The organism is Emticicia sp. GW821-FHT11C11, from assembly GCF_058808615.1.
On sequence record NZ_JBXARV010000001.1, the window covers coordinates 1,597,223 to 1,613,260 of the forward strand.

At 40.6% G+C, this 16,038-nt stretch carries 11 protein-coding genes; 3 read left to right on the plus strand and 8 right to left on the minus strand.

The features are described 5' to 3' along the window. Positions 1-16: 16 nt before the first annotated feature. Positions 17-310, minus strand: coding sequence for an ATP-dependent Clp protease adaptor ClpS (locus AC1RRY_RS06790; protein WP_492817128.1), 294 nt, complete (start codon positions 308-310; stop codon positions 17-19). A 197-nt stretch (positions 311-507) separates the two neighbouring features. Here AC1RRY_RS06790 and AC1RRY_RS06795 point away from each other — a divergent pair, with 197 nt between their 5' ends. Then, positions 508-1,944 (plus strand): sodium:solute symporter, encoded by a 1,437-nt coding sequence (locus tag AC1RRY_RS06795; protein WP_492817126.1) that lies wholly within the window; start codon positions 508-510, stop codon positions 1,942-1,944. Positions 1,945-2,004: 60 nt separating this feature from the next. Here the strand turns inward: AC1RRY_RS06795 and AC1RRY_RS06800 are convergent, their stop codons facing one another. Further along, the gene (locus AC1RRY_RS06800) at positions 2,005-3,264 is read right to left on the minus strand and encodes a nucleoside permease (protein WP_492817124.1); all 1,260 of its coding nucleotides are present in this window, start codon (positions 3,262-3,264) and stop codon (positions 2,005-2,007) included. A gap of 524 nt (positions 3,265-3,788) precedes the next feature. Here AC1RRY_RS06800 and AC1RRY_RS06805 point away from each other — a divergent pair. Continuing rightward, positions 3,789-4,319 carry a hypothetical protein gene (locus AC1RRY_RS06805; protein WP_492817122.1) on the plus strand — a complete coding sequence of 177 codons (531 nt, stop codon included), beginning with the start codon at positions 3,789-3,791 and terminating at the stop codon, positions 4,317-4,319. Between the two features lie 78 nt (positions 4,320-4,397). Here the strand turns inward: AC1RRY_RS06805 and AC1RRY_RS06810 are convergent, their stop codons facing one another. From AC1RRY_RS06810 to AC1RRY_RS06825, 4 genes are all read right to left on the minus strand, one after another. Then, the gene (locus AC1RRY_RS06810; RefSeq protein WP_492817120.1) at positions 4,398-8,024 is read right to left on the minus strand and encodes an ABC transporter permease/M1 family aminopeptidase; all 3,627 of its coding nucleotides are present in this window, start codon (positions 8,022-8,024) and stop codon (positions 4,398-4,400) included. 20 nt (positions 8,025-8,044) lie between these two features. After that, a complete protein-coding gene (locus tag AC1RRY_RS06815) occupies positions 8,045-8,911 on the minus strand; it encodes an ABC transporter ATP-binding protein (protein ID WP_492817118.1) in 867 nt (288 codons plus the stop codon). Positions 8,912-9,053: 142 nt separating this feature from the next. After that, a complete protein-coding gene (locus tag AC1RRY_RS06820) occupies positions 9,054-10,313 on the minus strand; it encodes a glucuronyl esterase domain-containing protein (protein WP_492817116.1) in 1,260 nt (419 codons plus the stop codon). A gap of 50 nt (positions 10,314-10,363) precedes the next feature. Next, a complete protein-coding gene (locus tag AC1RRY_RS06825; protein WP_492817114.1) occupies positions 10,364-11,737 on the minus strand; it encodes an aminopeptidase P family protein in 1,374 nt (457 codons plus the stop codon). A gap of 337 nt (positions 11,738-12,074) precedes the next feature. On the opposite strand from AC1RRY_RS06825, the gene AC1RRY_RS06830 reads away from it, so the two are divergent. Beyond that, positions 12,075-12,581: a GbsR/MarR family transcriptional regulator gene (locus AC1RRY_RS06830; RefSeq protein ID WP_492817112.1), complete on the plus strand. Its 507-nt coding sequence runs from the start codon at positions 12,075-12,077 to the stop codon at positions 12,579-12,581. Between the two features lie 97 nt (positions 12,582-12,678). Here AC1RRY_RS06830 and glmS read toward each other — a convergent pair whose 3' ends face one another. Both glmS and AC1RRY_RS06840 read right to left on the minus strand, forming a co-directional pair. Then, on the minus strand, positions 12,679-14,517 hold the full coding sequence (gene glmS / locus AC1RRY_RS06835; RefSeq protein WP_492817110.1) for a glutamine--fructose-6-phosphate transaminase (isomerizing): 1,839 nt from the start codon (positions 14,515-14,517) through the stop codon (positions 12,679-12,681). A gap of 162 nt (positions 14,518-14,679) precedes the next feature. Next, positions 14,680-16,017 (minus strand): DUF4270 family protein, encoded by a 1,338-nt coding sequence (locus AC1RRY_RS06840; RefSeq protein ID WP_492817108.1) that lies wholly within the window; start codon positions 16,015-16,017, stop codon positions 14,680-14,682. Positions 16,018-16,038: the final 21 nt, after the last annotated feature.

Genomic DNA, 16,038 nt, shown 5'->3' on the forward strand with positions numbered 1-16,038 from the left:
ACTGAGTAGAAATATTCTATCTCAGCATTACCTCGGCCGAGATTTCTCTTTTGCAGATTTCGTTTCTCATAGCAACCAATTCTTCAAAATCGCCTGATTTTACTGCACATTGCCCTTTATAATGAATGATAAGCGTACATTGCTCGGCTTGCTCGGGCGAATGCTGACAAACATCAATCAAAGTTTCAATCACGTGGTCGAAGGTATTAAAGTCATCATTATACACAACCAATTCCCATAGTTTAACGCTTGCAATATCCTCAATTACTTCCTCAATGATTTCAACCTCCGGATTCGGTAATGGTGTCATTTTATAAACTTTACTATATTTTAATGTAATAATCTGATTAACAATCAATTAACTACTAAGAAAACAGACTTATTGTGCGTATATAGCTGCTATTTTCATGCTAATATAATTCATTCTTTGAAAACAGCAGTTTTGTTATGGCAAAAAAAGTTTTGATATTTGACCTAAATTGACATAAACAGATAAACCCCTGTACAATGAGTTCTACGCTTGCCCTGACCATTCTGGTTATCTACTTTCTGGTTCTGATCCTTATATCTGTATATACCGCCAAAGGCGCCGACACTAATACTTTTTTTACGGCCAATCGCCAGTCGCCCTGGTACCTGGTAGCCTTTGGTATGATAGGAACATCAATTTCGGGTGTAACGTTCGTTTCGGTACCCGGCGCTGTTGGAAAAATACAATTTTCGTATTTTCAGGTAGTGTTGGGTTATGCAGTGGGCTATTGGGTAATTGCCACGATTCTGATGCCCATGTATTATAAGCTTAATCTGATTTCTATCTATGGTTATCTTGAAAAACGCTTTGGGTTCTGGTCGTATAAAACTGGGTCTGCCTTTTTCCTGCTTTCGCGTACTGTGGGTTCGGCTGTAAGAATGTATGTAGCAGTACAGGTGTTACAACTGGCTATTTTTGAAGATTTGGGTGTGCCGTTTGAACTGACGGTAGTTATAGCCATGAGCCTTATTTTTGTATATACTTTTAAAGGGGGAGTAAAAACCATTATTATAACCGATACGCTTCAGACTTTCTTTTTGTTGGCGGCTTTGGTGATGACTATCTATCTGATATCCAAACAGCTGAATCTGACCGGGAGTGAATTGTTAACAACTATTACCGGCAGCTCTTACTCTAAAATATTTGTATGGGACTGGGCCAATAAACATCATTTTGTGAAAGATTTCCTGTCGGGTGCATTTATTGCCATGACCATGACAGGGCTTGATCAGGATCTGATGCAGAAAAACCTGACCTGTAAAAGTATAGGCGAAGCACAGAAGAATATGTTCTGGTTTTATGTAGTACTGGTGTTTGTGAATCTTTTGTTCTTGAGCCTGGGAGTATTACTATATTTTTATTCAGAAAAAATGGGCTTGCCCATACCGGCCAAAACAGACGATTTGTATCCCGGGCTGGCCTTGGGTAATCATTTCGGTACTTTTGCGGCTGTTACGTTTCTATTGGGTATTACGGCTGCCACCTATGCCAGTTCTGACTCGGCGCTTACAGCGCTTACCACCTCGTTTTGTGTGGATTTTCTGAAATTTGAGAATCGTACAGAAAAAGAAAGACAAAGATTGAAACACTGGGTACACATTGGTTTTACGGTTGTGTTTATTATAGTAATTGTGGTGTTCAAGGCTTTGAACAGTCAGGAGGTAATTTCGGCTGTATTTAATATTGCAGGCTATACTTACGGACCATTGTTGGGCTTGTTTGCTTTTGGGTTATATATGAAACGCCCGGTGATTGATAAATTCGTACCGTTTATATGTGTGGCATCTCCTTTTCTGACTTACGTTTTGGAAGAAATCAGTATGAATGTGTTTTCGTTTGAATTCGGATTCTCAAAACTGATGCTGAATGGATTTATAACTTTTGTAGGGCTTTTTATATTTTCGAGGAAATAAAAGTAGAATATCTATAAAACGAAGAAAGCTGCAGACATCTGCAGCTTTCTTCGTTTTGGCTTAATGATTTAGCTTTATTTCTGCCGGATTCTTTTCGTGCTTGTGTTTAAACAATATGGCAAACAGAATGGCTACCACTAATGAATAGATTGAAAAGGTAAGCCAGATGCTGTTCCAGATTTTTGTGCCGTCGGGAAGAGTGAAATATTTCTGAATCACATAGCCGCTTATTAAGCTGCCTGAAATGGCTCCGAAGCCATTCACCATCATCATGAATAACCCTTGCGCACTGGCTCTTATTTTAGGGCTGGTATAGGTTTCAATGAACAATGAGCCTGAGATATTAAAGAAGTCGAAGGCCATTCCGTACACAATACAAGAAAGGATAATCATCCACAGTCCATCACCCGGATTCCCATAAGCCAACAGACCAAAGCGCAATACCCAGGCAAACATACTGAAAAGCATTACCTGTTTAATACCGAATCTTTTCAGAAAGAACGGAATCGCCAGAATGAATAAGGTTTCCGAAATCTGAGAGATCGACATGATAATAGCAGGATACTTTACAGCCACGGCATCTTTATAAACTTCGATATTTGCAAAATCGTGCAGGAAAGTATCTCCATAGGCATTAGTTAATTGCAATGAGGCCCCCAGAAACATGGAAAAAATGAAAAACATGGCAATTTTCACATCTTTAAACAAAAAGAAGGCGTTTAAGCCCAATGTTTCGGCAATTGTCTTTTTCTCTGATTTGGCTGCCGGCGGAGGGCAATTGGGCAAGGTAAACGAATAAACCGCTAACACTAAGGCCGCACCGGCCGCAATATAAAACTGATTGTGTGAGGTTTCGTTACCCGTTAAACTGATAACCCAGAGGGCAACTACAAAACCCACCGTACCCCACACGCGGATAGGAGGGAAGTCGTTTACAATATCGTTTTGTTTATTGTTAAGAATGGTATAGGCAATAGAATTGGCCAGTGCAATGGTAGGCATATAGAAAATAACTACCAGCAGAATAGCCCAGAAAAAATCGCCGGGATTATTGACTTGTGGAATATATAACAAAGCTGCCGCTCCTAATAGATGCAGAATTCCGTATAGTTTTTCGGCACTTACCCATTTATCGGCAATGATACCCGTGAGTGTCGGCATAAAAAGTGAAGCGATACCCATGGTAGAGAAAATGGCTCCGAATTCTGCTCCTGACCAATGTTTGTTATTAAACCAGTAACTCCCGATTGTAATGAGCCAACATGCCCAAATAAAAAACTGGAGGAAATTCATAACGATTAATCTGAACCTGATACTCATTGTAAAAAAAGGGATAGAATGTTGATTAAAATAAATTTTTAGACAATAGCTGATTTTAAAATCATATAAAAGTATCTTTGTAACTTGCCAAGTTCATAAAACCAGCGTTCGTAGTTACAGACATTACTTGAACTGTAATTGATAAAGCTATTGTTAAGATTGTAATAAATGTCTGATATTGAACGTTTTGTGTGCACAGGTTTTCTGATAGATTGATTTCTGACAGAATGTTTCTGAAGTAAGAGTTGCTCTGAAAATGCCTGTAAGTAGTAACATATAGAGTTTATAGAGTTTAGGTATATTGTATATATTAATGCAGTTTATTGATTTTTTACCTATTATTCTCAAAATCTGTGTCTGATTTTAGAGTTAAACTGTGAATTAAGCAAATATTATTGAAATGAACACGCTTTAATACGTTTTTATCGTGCTTTAATTGAAAGTCATTCCTAATATACATCGTGAAATATTTACTGTCCTTTTTATTTGTTTTGCTGTTTTTTAATAGTAGCAAGGCTCAACTTATGTACCGGTCGCGTTATACTTCAGCTTTGATGGTTGAATCGTTTGCATCAAGCCCCATAGCCTCAGTTAATTATGAGCATTTACCTGTTCGCTGGCAAACCAGTTTTCTTAGTCTGCGAGGGGGAGTGGGGTTTCTGCCAAGTGGTACCGGAGATTCGCTTAAACTAAATAATGGAACAACCGTGCCTGATGCTACTAATGGCGGAGGCGTATCTTTCCCACTAACGGCTACTTATAATTTTCTTTTTAATAATCTGCGCAAAAGTCTTTTTAGAAATGTGCATACCAGGCCTTCCAAAGTTTCTATGGAATTTTTTGGTGAATCGGGCCTTGGTTATACTTTGAGTGCTTATAAAGGAGGTGAACTGCGGAGTAATATATTTATGATAGTGGGCTTCAGGCAGCATATAGTTTTTGACGTTCCTCCAAAACCGAGAGTTCTTTTTCTTAGAGCTACTTTTACGCCATCTTATGCCTTACATACTTTTGAACTGAGAGGGGGTGTAAGTTTAGGATTATCTATCAATTAAGAAGAGGCTGTCTTCTATGTTTAAAAACAAGCTTTGTATTGATTTTAAACATAGAAGATAACCGCTTTCTGCACTTATCTAAATACCTTCTGCTTTTTCTGCTGCTTTGGTATTGTCTTCTGCATGCCGGTCGATGAGTTTGTTGATCGGGTCTACACCGGCTTTTTTAGGCTCTTCTTTTACAATGATCGTGAAAGTGTTCTGCTTTTGAGTAATCTTGTGTTTTTTCAGATACAATAACTTATCGTTTCCGTCTTTGTCTTTTCCGTAAACACCTACGTCAATCCAGTCGTTAATAGCAATCGGTGATTCAACACCCGAGCTGTCTGCCCTGAATTTCTCGTTTACAGCAGTAATTTTTACTTCAAAGGTTTTGTCTTTCAAAGGCTTATATTCAACTTTTTCGACTTTGTTTTCAAACAAAGTGATGGTTTCAAACATATCTGTAATAATGCTTTTCAACGAATCAGGTGTTTGTTCTTTGAAATACTTCAATAAATCGTTACTGGTTGGGTACCTCTTATTTTTTGAATCGGGTCCGGGATATTGCCAGTCGTTCAGGAAGTTTCTCAATGCCAGATTCACTTTTTCTTCACCTATGTAATCCTGAAGGGCAAACATTGCTACCGAGCCTTTGCGGTAATGAATATAACCCTGCCCCTCAACCATATTCAGCGGTTGTTCTTTTTTGCGTTCAGTGGCACGTCCTTTCAGGTAACTGTTGAGTTCATATTTCAGGAATTTCTGCATCAATTCAGGTGTAACTGCATGTTTCATTACCATTAGTGCAGAGTATTGCGCCTGTGTTTCTGAAAGCATGGCGTTGCCTTTCACGTTGGCTTCGGCCACCTGATGCCCCCACCATTGGTGTCCTAATTCATGGGCAGTTACATAATAGGGCATATCAAGGTCTTCTTTCGGGTCTGCTACTTTCTGAATAAACCCGATACCCTCTGAAAACGGAACCGTATTAGCAAACGACTGTGCAAATTCTGAATAACGCGGGAATTCCATGATTCGCAACTGGCGGTATTGATAAGGGCTGAAATTTTTAGAGAAATAGTCGAAAGAGGCTTTCATGGAAGCCATCATTTTATCCAGGTTGTATTCGTGCCCTTTATTATAGTAAATTTCCAGGTCTACACCTTTCCATTTGTCTTTTTTTACCTCATACCGGGCCGATACAATAGAGTAGAAATTACACATGGGCACATCCATTTTATAATGGAAATACTGACGGTCGTTCTCGTTCCATTTTTTTTGCAGATAACCCGGCGCAATAGCGGTCTGGTCTTTTTCGGTACCGATAACCATTTCGAAACGGATATAATCGGCGTCATCACCGAATAAGCTCTGCGATAAACCCACAGGATTTGTCTGTTCCATCATCCGTTCCTTTTCAGGTAGTTTATGTTTGCGACGGGTGTCATCATCGCTCAGTTCATAATTATCTGAGTATCCGATGGTTGGGAAATACAGATTATTAAAGAAAGTACCGTTATATACCACATCAGTATTGCCCCCACCGGCCACAAAACCTTTGGTTTCATATCTGGTTTTAAACGACATTTTCACCGAATCGCCGGGTGCCAGAGGCGTATTAAGTGTATAAATAGTGTATCCGTATTTGGCATAGGTTTTGTTTTCTTTAGCTCCTCCGTCAAACTTCAGATACTCAAGCTTCATATTGTGCTGCTCGTCATTTTGTATGTGCACATCCGCCAGCGTTTTCTGGGTTTTGTTTTTCAGCCAAAAATAGCCCTCTGCCGTAAAATTCCTGTCTAGCGGATATACCTCCACTTTCAGGTTTACATCAATTATCTTAGGCTGAGGCAGATGCTCGAATTTCTTCAGGGCTTTTTCATAAGCTACTCGTTTTTCTTCGCCTTCCTCGCGGGTTTCGTAAGTGTTCAGTTTGTTCATATTGTAAAATACGTACAAACCTACTGCTACAAACGACACGAACGAAAAGAAACCAATGGTAATAACCGAACGTGTCAGGCGCAATTTACCTACTCTCAATCGTGTTTTCATAACGGCTTCGGACCCCCGAACTGAGAATACAACCGCTACTATAAACAGAAAAGCTACCAGCGACAGCCAGTAAAGTTTTAGCCAGGAGAATCGGGTAATGAAGTGCCCATACTTGTTCATGTCGGAGTAGTCGCGCAAGCTACCACTACCAAATGAAAACAAAGGATGCTGTATGCCCGATGCCCCCAGAAAGAAAGTAACCAGGAAGAAGACGAACATCATGGCAAAGCCTACAAATTTATTATGGGCCATTACCTGCACAAAGAGCGAAAGCAATGTATAAAGCACCAGAAATATAAGTGTATTAGCAAAAAGTGATTTGAAGTAAAGTGATATCTCGAAATTGAAATACCCATGACTCGCCTGGATGAGTACACCTGATATTATCAGAATAAGCAACAAACCTATATAAATGAGCAGAAGACCAATGAATTTGGAGAAAAGATTCACCCAATCGGCTACAGGTGTTGCATCTATAATGAGGTGCATGTTGGTTACTCTTTCTTTCCAGATTAGCTCACCTGAATAGAATACCACAATAATCAGAAAATAGAGGTCAAAATTATTCAACAGGCCAATTACATTGGCCGTAATAGGATAGGAACTTGTGCCGTACATTTCTTCAAAGTAGAACGAGCTGATTGTCAGATCGGCCAGGCCTACAAAAATAATGGCTATAAAAGGGATTTCGCGCACAACCATTCTTGTATAGAAAACTGATTCTTTCCAGAGTTGTTTCAGGCTGGTTGAGAAGCCGCTAAACTGGTGAACCAAAGGAATGCGCACTGCTTCCGGTTGTATCGCAGATTTTTCTTCTTTCATTGCTTTTTTCTTGAACAGGCTGCTTCGAACCACATTAAAGCTGAAAGAATAATAGGTTGCAATCAGAATAAGCAGGGCAATGCCAACCCAGATGAGGCGGTTCCATAGCAGAACGCCATCAAGAGGGGCAATCAGCGTATTTTTCTCGGCGGGTGTCCAGTATTCAGTATAGATATTGAAGGCCCTGTAGCAGAATGGGTCAAGTAGGGCAGCCAGATTTTTGTTCTCAATATCTCCTAAAATAGTATCCGTTATCTGATACAATACAAATAACACGATACCTTGCGTATAAATAACAACGGTAGAGCGGCTTAAAGCTCCGGCTGCAAAGAAGATGGCTCCCTGAATAAAGATATTGGTAATACCCCAGAACAAGAACGGCTGAAAATAAGACCAGGCATTAAAGGGTAGCATTGATTTACCTTTCCATGACGGATCCCATGGTAGGTATTCGCCGATACTGAAACCTAACATCAATGCCATCCAGATGGCTGAATACACCAGAACCATCACCAGAAAAGAACCCACAAATCGCCCGAAAAGGTAGTCGAACTTTGATACGGTAGTACTGAACATTAACGACTCCACTTTGTGTTCAAAGTCTCGCAGTATGGCTACACCCATAATAGCCGAGCAGATGAAGGTCATGAAGAAAGTCATGATGATGGTCATCGTGGCCAGAAAAAAAGGCGAATTCTCTTTGATTTGTCCTCCGGCTACGCCCTCAAAACTTACATATTTAGAGGTGGCGGCAGCAAAACAAAGTATAAATAAGATACCGAAGTAGATATAAGTAGCAGGTCGGTTTTTTCTGTATGAAAACTCAAACCTTAGTATTTCTTTTAACATGTCAGAGAAGTGTATAAGGTTTAAGCAAATATTTTAGAGAAGTAAACATCTTCCAGGTCGCCCTCAACGGCTTCAAACGATCCGTCCGGATTGCTATCGGCATAAACATGGATAATCGGGTTACCTGCAATGAGTTTTTCAGATATCACCTTAAAGTTCTGTTTGTAGTCAGCTAGCTCTGCTTTGGTGATGCGCTTCTCCCATATTTTACCGGCAATTGCCTTCAGGGCTTCATCGGGGCTGCCTTTGAAAAGTATTTCTCCCTTATTAAATACGGCCATGTCCGAACATAGTTCTTTCACGTCGTCTACAATGTGTGTCGATAATATTACCACTGTGTTTTCACCGAGTTCTGACAAAAGATTGAGAAAACGGTTTCTTTCGGCAGGGTCAAGACCTGCAGTAGGTTCATCTACAATAATAAGTTTCGGGTTAGCTAAGAGTGCCTGAGCAATGCCAAACCGTTGTTTCATACCCCCTGAGTATCCTCCGAGGTTCTTTTTGCGGGCATCCCAGAGATTAGTTTTTTGCAATAAGGCTTCTACAACTGCCTTGCGTTCAGAAGCATTGGTTATGCCCTTCAGAACCGCCAGGTGATTCAATAAGGTGAGTGCATCTACTTTAGGATAGACGCCGAATTCCTGAGGCAGGTAACCCAATGTTTTACGTACTTCATCTTTCTGAACCAGCACATTAATATTTCCAAGACTGATTTCTCCACTATCCGGCTCCTGTAAGGTGGCTATGGTGCGCATCAATGATGATTTACCCGCGCCGTTTGGCCCTAACAGGCCGAACATTCCCTGATTGATTGTGAGGTTAACGTCTTTCAGGGCATGAACGCCGTTGGAATACGTTTTGTTGAGATTGGAAATAACAAGTTGCATAATGAAGAAGGTGTTTAGGATAGAAAAATTACCTGTTAATATACAGAGAAAAGATTGAAAAATGCTGACGATTATGATGAAAGGGCAAGATTTTGCTATAAAAAACGGTTCTTTTACTAATTAGTGTTAAATACTATGACCGTCACCTCGGTTTGTTGACTACTTCGGTTGCAAACTTCAAGTATTGCTCCCAGTCATAGGCATTCATGTGATGTTTACCTGAACGATAATGGTAACGTATGTAATTACCGACCGGGTTATCTGCCGGTGGTTGCGTATCTGTGCCTAATCCTTTTATTCCGTAGAGAACAAAAACCGGTTCTGCGTTTTTGAGAGAAAGAAATTCGCCCATAGGATCAGCCCATTGATCGCCCTCAGCACTTGATACATACACAGGCCGGGGAGCAATTAAACCAAACAACTGGTGCTGGTCGACCGGGAGAGCAGTTATGTTACCTGCAAAGGTTTTGTATTTTGCTGAAAACCAGTGAGGGAAATTAGTGTTGATAATCTCGTGGGTTTCGCCATACCAACGTCTTTTCAGTGCTGCACCGCCTTCTCCTGATTCGTTTGATATAAAAGCGGCAAATCGCTGGTCTTGTGCTGCTGCCCAAAAAGCAGCTTTCCCAAGCCTTGAATGCCCGATGGCGATGGCTTTTTTGCTGTTAACATCGTTGTCAGTTTCCAGATAATCCAGTATCCGGCTTAACTGCCAGGCCCAGGCACCCATTGCACTCCATTGTTTTTCGTCAGGTGTACCAATTGACCCTCTCAAGGCCAATTGCCAGCCATTGGCATGATCCGGTTCTATGTCTCCATAATAGGCAGTAGCCATAGCGAAACCATTATTGATGATGGTCTCGGCAGGCCAGCTTTCTACTACCGCTTTACCTCTTGACGCCAAAAGAGCCCTGTTATTATATACGTAATCAGGATTTTTCTGAAAATCAATCATCCAGTTCTGTGTAATCAGTACATCAGGGTCGTTGCCGATGGAGTGATTCCCCTCAAAATTGAGTCCGACAAATACCGGCGGTTTTTTTACATGTTTAGGAATATACAGTAAAACATTGATGCCGCTAAGGTGAGGGTAGTCGTCAAACGTAATCAATACCTGTTTGCGGATAGCCTTGCCTCCGAGCGCATCATTTTTTGTTTCAATGAGTTTGTACCTTTTGCGGGTTGTAATTCGAGGTGTAACTCCATATACATTTTCGGCAAATAGCCTGAGCAAAGCCGGACGATTAGCTTCCCATTGTGCCGGTGAAGTGATTTTCTGGTTATCAGTACCTGTCAGAATATCAGGTAAGGTATAAGGCGGTATCAGAGTTTCGTCGTAATTGACATTCTGTGCGAGCATCATTTGCGGGATGAAATATAAGATGAAGAGAAGTTTTTTCATGGTTCTAAAAGAATTGAGGTACATTTTCTAAAAATGTACCTCAATTTAAACTAATTTTTCAAATCTTCTATTTCTTCTGTAGTTTTCGGGATTGGTTTCCCTAAAATCTGATAGCCATCGGCCGTTATCAAACAGTTATCTTCTATACGTACCCCTCCAAAGTCTTTGTATTTCTCCAACTGTTCATAATTAATGAAGTCGGTGAATTTTTTCTCTGCTTTCCATTTATCAATTAAGTCCGGAATAAAGTAAAGTCCGGGCTCCACAGTCACAACAAAGCCAGATTCTAATTCTTTTGCCAGCCTGAGTGATTTCAAACCCAATTGTGTGCTTCTTTCCAGTCCGTCTCTATAACCCACATAATTTTCTCCCAGGTCTTCCATGTCATGTACATCCAATCCGATGGCATGGCCGAGCCCATGAGGCATGAAAAGACCTTGTACCCCTTCAACCAGCATTTCATCAATATCCCCTTTTACAAACCCAAGGGCGCTTAGTCCTTCTAGTAGTACTTTGTTGGCCAGCAGATGCACGTCTTTATAAAGAACCCCGGGTTTTAGCGCTTTTATGGCCGTTAGCTGCATCTGCAAAACCAGATTGTAAATCTCTTTTTGTTGTCCGGTGAATTTTTTACTTACCGGAATCGTCCGGGTTATATCTCCTGCATAGAACATGCTGTTTTCAGCCCCTGAATCATTCAGTGCCAGGCGCCCTTCGGTCATGGTGTTACCATGATAATGATTATGCAGGGTTTGTCCGTTGATGCTGAAAATGATAGGATAAGCAAGGTCTCCGCCACCTTCTCTTGCTTTCTGGTGGAGCAGGGCAGCTATTTCAAATTCTTTCCGGCCTGCTTTGGTTTCACGCATGGCTGCTATGTGCATTTCACGCGTGATGTTTACAGCCTCTTCCATCTGTACAATTTCTTCTGCCGATTTATAAGAGCGTTGGCCGACAATAGCTTTAATAAGATCAACAGAAGCTTTTTCTTTTAACTGATCCACAGGAATATTCAGCCAAGTACTCAATTTGAATTTGTTTTCGTAGCGATAGGGTGGTGTATAGTGTACTTTTTTTACACCAGCCAGTTTTTCGGCCAGCTTTGCGTAGGCTTCTGTTCGATAGACCCCAACTTTACGAGCCTGATCGGCCAATGTAGGTTGAGGACCAACCCATATAATGTCGTCCATTGTAAATTCATCGCCATAAATAATCTCTTCACCCGAATCCACATCGATTATTGCAGCCAGGTTTGCCAGACTAATGCCAAAATAATACAAGAAATTGCTGTCTTGTCGGTAGCGGTAGGTATTGTCGTGGTAGTTCATGGGAGCTTCTTCATTGCCCATTATTAAAATCAGGCCGCTTCCAACAGTACGTTTCAGGGTGTTGCGTCTTTCGATATAGGTTTGCGTAGAGAACATTATCTGCTGATGTTTAGAATACGAAATAAGTAAAATTGACTCAAAATTACAGGCTTTTAGTCTAATAATTTATGGTGCACAAATGAATGAAATAACGCTCTAAAATATTTTTCTGAATCAGTTTCAGGAGGCTGCAATTGCGGCTTCTTAAAGAACGATTTTAGTGAAATTATAAATAGCTGTTAATCAGTCGATTACGAAATTGTAAATTTGATTCGTTTTTGTGTTGAATTTTCCAAAATATTTTCAGAAAATTTTGAAAATTCAAAATTGTTATTTTACTTTGAGACAATTACGCTTACGTGCAAAATATAATATAAAGTTAAGGATGTCTACGATGGAGTTAAAAGAAGCAAAAGACAAGTTTATCCATACTTGGGGTACTCTTGCCACGCAGTGGGGTATTAACCGCACTATGGCACAGATTCACTCCCTGCTTTTGCTTGCGCCAAAGTCTATGAATGCCGACGAGATTATGTCAGAACTTCAGATTTCGAGGGGAAATGTAAACATGAACCTGCGCGATCTGATGGATTGGGGTCTGATATATAAACAGCTTCTTCCCGGAGAAAGAAAAGAGTATTTTATTGCAGAAAAGGATATATGGAAAGTGGCCAAACAGATTGCAAAAGAACGCCGGAGAAGAGAAATAACCCCATTGATTGAAGCAATGGAAGGCTTGAAAGAAAGTGTAAAGCCTGATAGTGCCGAAAAAGAAGAATTTCTGAAAATAGTTAATGATATCAGCACCGTAACAGTTTTTGCTGATAATACATTGAGTTCGTTATTAAAATCGGATGAAAACTGGCTGATAAGCAATTTTATCAAAGTTTTCAACAAATAAGTTTTTCGCTCGTTAGAGCTGTATTTTTTTTGGAGTTTTGGGGTTAAGCAGTAATCATCTCTCAGATAGGCGATTACTGCTTTTTTTATGACCGGGCTTACTCTACCGTTACCGATTTGGCCAGGTTACGCGGCTGGTCTACATTTCGGCCTCTCATTACGGCAATGTAATAAGAAATTAATTGCAATGGTATAGAGGTTATCAGCGGAATCAACAGATCGTTGGTGCGGGGCACCTCTATTACAAAATCTACCATTTTGGGTATCAGACTATCTCCTTCTGTTACAATGGCAATTACACGCCCTTTGCGTGCTTTTACTTCCTGAATATTCGATACAATTTTTTCGTAGGAAGCATCCTTGGTTGCAATAAATACTACTGGCATGTCTTCGTCAATCAGTGCAATAGGGCCATGTTTCATTTCTGCAGCAGGATACCCCTCGGCATGGATGTACGAAATTTCTTTCAGTTTCAGGGCGCCTTCAAGTGCTACCGGGAAATTTAAACCCCGGCCCAGGAAGATAAAATTGGAAGCAAAAGTGAACAGCTTTGATATGTCTTTTATTTTCTCGGCACTTTTCAGGATTTTTTCAACTTTTGACGGTATGGCATCCAGTCCCAGTAAAAGCTCTTTGTACAGGTTCTGGCTGATAGTGCCTTTCTTCTGAGCTGTGGCAATGGCAATCAGGCTCAATACGGTTACCTGTGCCGTAAATGCCTTGGTGCTGGCAACGCCTATTTCGGGGCCGGCGTGAGTGTATACACCTGCATGGGTGATACGCGCAATAGAAGAACCAACCACATTGCAAACCCCCAGAATAATAGCCCCTTTCGATTTGGCTAGTTCAAGCGCAGCCAATGTATCGGCTGTTTCGCCTGACTGGGAAATGGCAATGACGATGTCTCCTTCTTTAATGATCGGATTCCTGTATCTGAACTCCGAAGCATATTCAACTTCTACGTTTACTCTCGCAAGTTCTTCAAAAAGGTATTCTCCAACCAGGCCTGCATGCCAGGAAGTTCCACAGGCTACAATAACAATGCGGTCGGTCTGTGCTATTTTATCAAGATAATCTCTCAGACCGCCTAATTGAAGCGTAGCATCGTCCAAATGAATCCGGCCTCTCATCGAATCAGCAATTGAACGTGGTTGCTCGAAAATTTCTTTAAGCATGAAATGGTCGTATCCTCCCTTTTCAATGGCTTCCAGTTCCATTTCAACCGTTTCTATATAAGGCGAAATATCTTCGTTGGCCAGGTTTTTAATTACCAGTTCGTTGTCTTTTACTATGGCTATTTCATAGTCTTCCAGATAAACCACTTCTTTCGTGTATTCAATAATAGGTGTGGCGTCTGAAGCAAAGAAAAACTCATTTTCACCTACACCAATTACCAGTGGACTTCCCTTGCGTGCGGCTATCAGCTGGGTCGGGTTTTCTTCATCAATTATCACAATGGCATAAGCACCTACTACTTCATGAAGTGCAATTCTGACTGCTTCTTCCAACGAGCAATACATATTGGCCTTGATGTCTTCTATGAACTTAATCAGTACTTCGGTATCTGTGGCGCTTTCAAAAGTATAACCCTTATTGAGTAAACTCTGCTTGATTGCTGCATAGTTTTCGATGATACCGTTATGGATGATAGCCAGTTTCTTATTAGTAGCATAATGGGGGTGAGCGTTTACATCATTAGGCTCGCCATGTGTAGCCCATCGGGTATGCCCGATACCTACACAGGCATGTAATTCTTTGTCTTTCAGTTCTGTCTCAAGGTCAGATACTTTTCCTTTCTTTTTATATATTTTCAGGCCTTGCCCGTTTAATAAAGCGATACCTGCGCTGTCATATCCGCGGTATTCCAGTCTTTTAAGTCCTTTGATAATGAGCGGAGCAGCTTCCCGGTGCCCAACATAAGCGACAATTCCACACATAGTATAAAATGATTTTAGTTTTCTATGAATAAAGAAATTTAAGATTAGAAAAATCCAACGTTTGGCTATATAACTATTCAAATTTATGAAAAAAATCCAATAATAAAACAAAAAAAGAGGAGATTTCGGTCTCCTCTTTTCTGTGCGAAAATCTATCAGATGTTATTTCTTGCCTGAATAATAAACATTCAGTTTTATGCTTTTAATAACTGCTCGAGTCACGTTATTATTATAAATGCCAATTGTAGAAGCTCCTGTAGAATTATCAACACTAACAAGACTAGGTACAAGCGCAATGCCGTCGGTAGTCTTTTTGTTATTCAGAAGATCTTGTAAATAAGAGGTAAAGTTGAATTTGTAATTATTGTTGGTACTGTTGTATTCTGAAACGTATTGCACACCCGTGGCTACATCAAGCGCTACGAAATCTTCAACATTATTTGTTTTTTTCAGTCGATTATCTTTTCCGATTTCAACGAGCACGAATTGCGTCGGTGGCCGTAAATTTCCGGCGACCTGATCCAAATCAGGCTCAATAATTAACTCTGCTTTATTAATTGCTATATTGCTGCTTCCTACTTTCAATAAATTGGCAAGGGTAGGGAATGATATCTTGGTTGTAATACCGGCTCCTGTCTGAATGTAGGTCTTATTCCCGGTTGCCTGAGAAGGGATTGATTCTAACTCTTTCAGGCTTTGAACAACAGTGCCCTGTCTGTTACCTTTAATTTCGCTGAAACGTTCTCCAAGAAACGTTAAAGAAAAAGCTTTCCCCACGGTATCTCCTTCTGCATGATAATAAATCATCGGGAAGCTATCCAACGAGAGTGAAACACCGTAGACAGTCTGAGCATCATTATTAATTGTTAAGGCAAAACCTTTTACAGCAGCAGTGAATTTATCAATATCTGATGACTGGTCTTTCCCTACTAATGAGAAGATTTCGGTTCCTACTGTATTGGGCAATTTGAATTTAATCAAACTGTCCAGACTATTGGTAGTAGCACGTTTAAAGTCTTTATACGTAAGTACCTGACTGGCCAGAGGAGTAGGATTGTAAGCTAAAGAATTAGTATTGATATATCTTTTTCCTTTAACGAAGTCTTCAGTCAGCCGGTGTATATTAAGTGTAACAGGTTTGGTGGAGTCTCCGTACGCAAATCCGTTATGCTTTAAGAATACATACACTGAGTCATATACGGCTTTATCTTTATCGGCCTCAGGAAATGTCAATGCTGCGTAGGCTCCGGTGAGACCATCAATCGGTAGCGTTACTTGCGCATATAAAGTAGCGGATACATCTCCAAAAACAGGATCTTTATAATGCCCTACAACTGCACCCGATTGCTCTGATGTCACGACAGAATCAATCATCACTGTGGCTCGCGCTACTGTGAGGGTATCAGTAAATGAAGTTGAAAACTGACCACCATCCGAAGGGGTGTCTACTGCAATGTTGATAGGGTCTTCGCACGACAAAAAGAATGCGGAAAGTAGCATAAGGGCTACGTTCCGCATTTT

Coding starts and splice junctions, on each gene's coding strand:
- AC1RRY_RS06790 (WP_492817128.1), bottom strand. CDS start 310: ATGACACCATTACCGAATCCGGAGGTTGAAATCATTGAGGAAGTAATT.
- AC1RRY_RS06795 (WP_492817126.1), top strand. CDS start 508: ATGAGTTCTACGCTTGCCCTGACCATTCTGGTTATCTACTTTCTGGTT.
- AC1RRY_RS06800 (WP_492817124.1), bottom strand. CDS start 3,264: ATGAGTATCAGGTTCAGATTAATCGTTATGAATTTCCTCCAGTTTTTT.
- AC1RRY_RS06805 (WP_492817122.1), top strand. CDS start 3,789: ATGTACCGGTCGCGTTATACTTCAGCTTTGATGGTTGAATCGTTTGCA.
- AC1RRY_RS06810 (WP_492817120.1), bottom strand. CDS start 8,024: ATGTTAAAAGAAATACTAAGGTTTGAGTTTTCATACAGAAAAAACCGA.
- AC1RRY_RS06815 (WP_492817118.1), bottom strand. CDS start 8,911: ATGCAACTTGTTATTTCCAATCTCAACAAAACGTATTCCAACGGCGTT.
- AC1RRY_RS06820 (WP_492817116.1), bottom strand. CDS start 10,313: ATGAAAAAACTTCTCTTCATCTTATATTTCATCCCGCAAATGATGCTC.
- AC1RRY_RS06825 (WP_492817114.1), bottom strand. CDS start 11,737: ATGTTCTCTACGCAAACCTATATCGAAAGACGCAACACCCTGAAACGT.
- AC1RRY_RS06830 (WP_492817112.1), top strand. CDS start 12,075: ATGGAGTTAAAAGAAGCAAAAGACAAGTTTATCCATACTTGGGGTACT.
- glmS (WP_492817110.1), bottom strand. CDS start 14,517: ATGTGTGGAATTGTCGCTTATGTTGGGCACCGGGAAGCTGCTCCGCTC.
- AC1RRY_RS06840 (WP_492817108.1), bottom strand. CDS start 16,017: ATGCTACTTTCCGCATTCTTTTTGTCGTGCGAAGACCCTATCAACATT.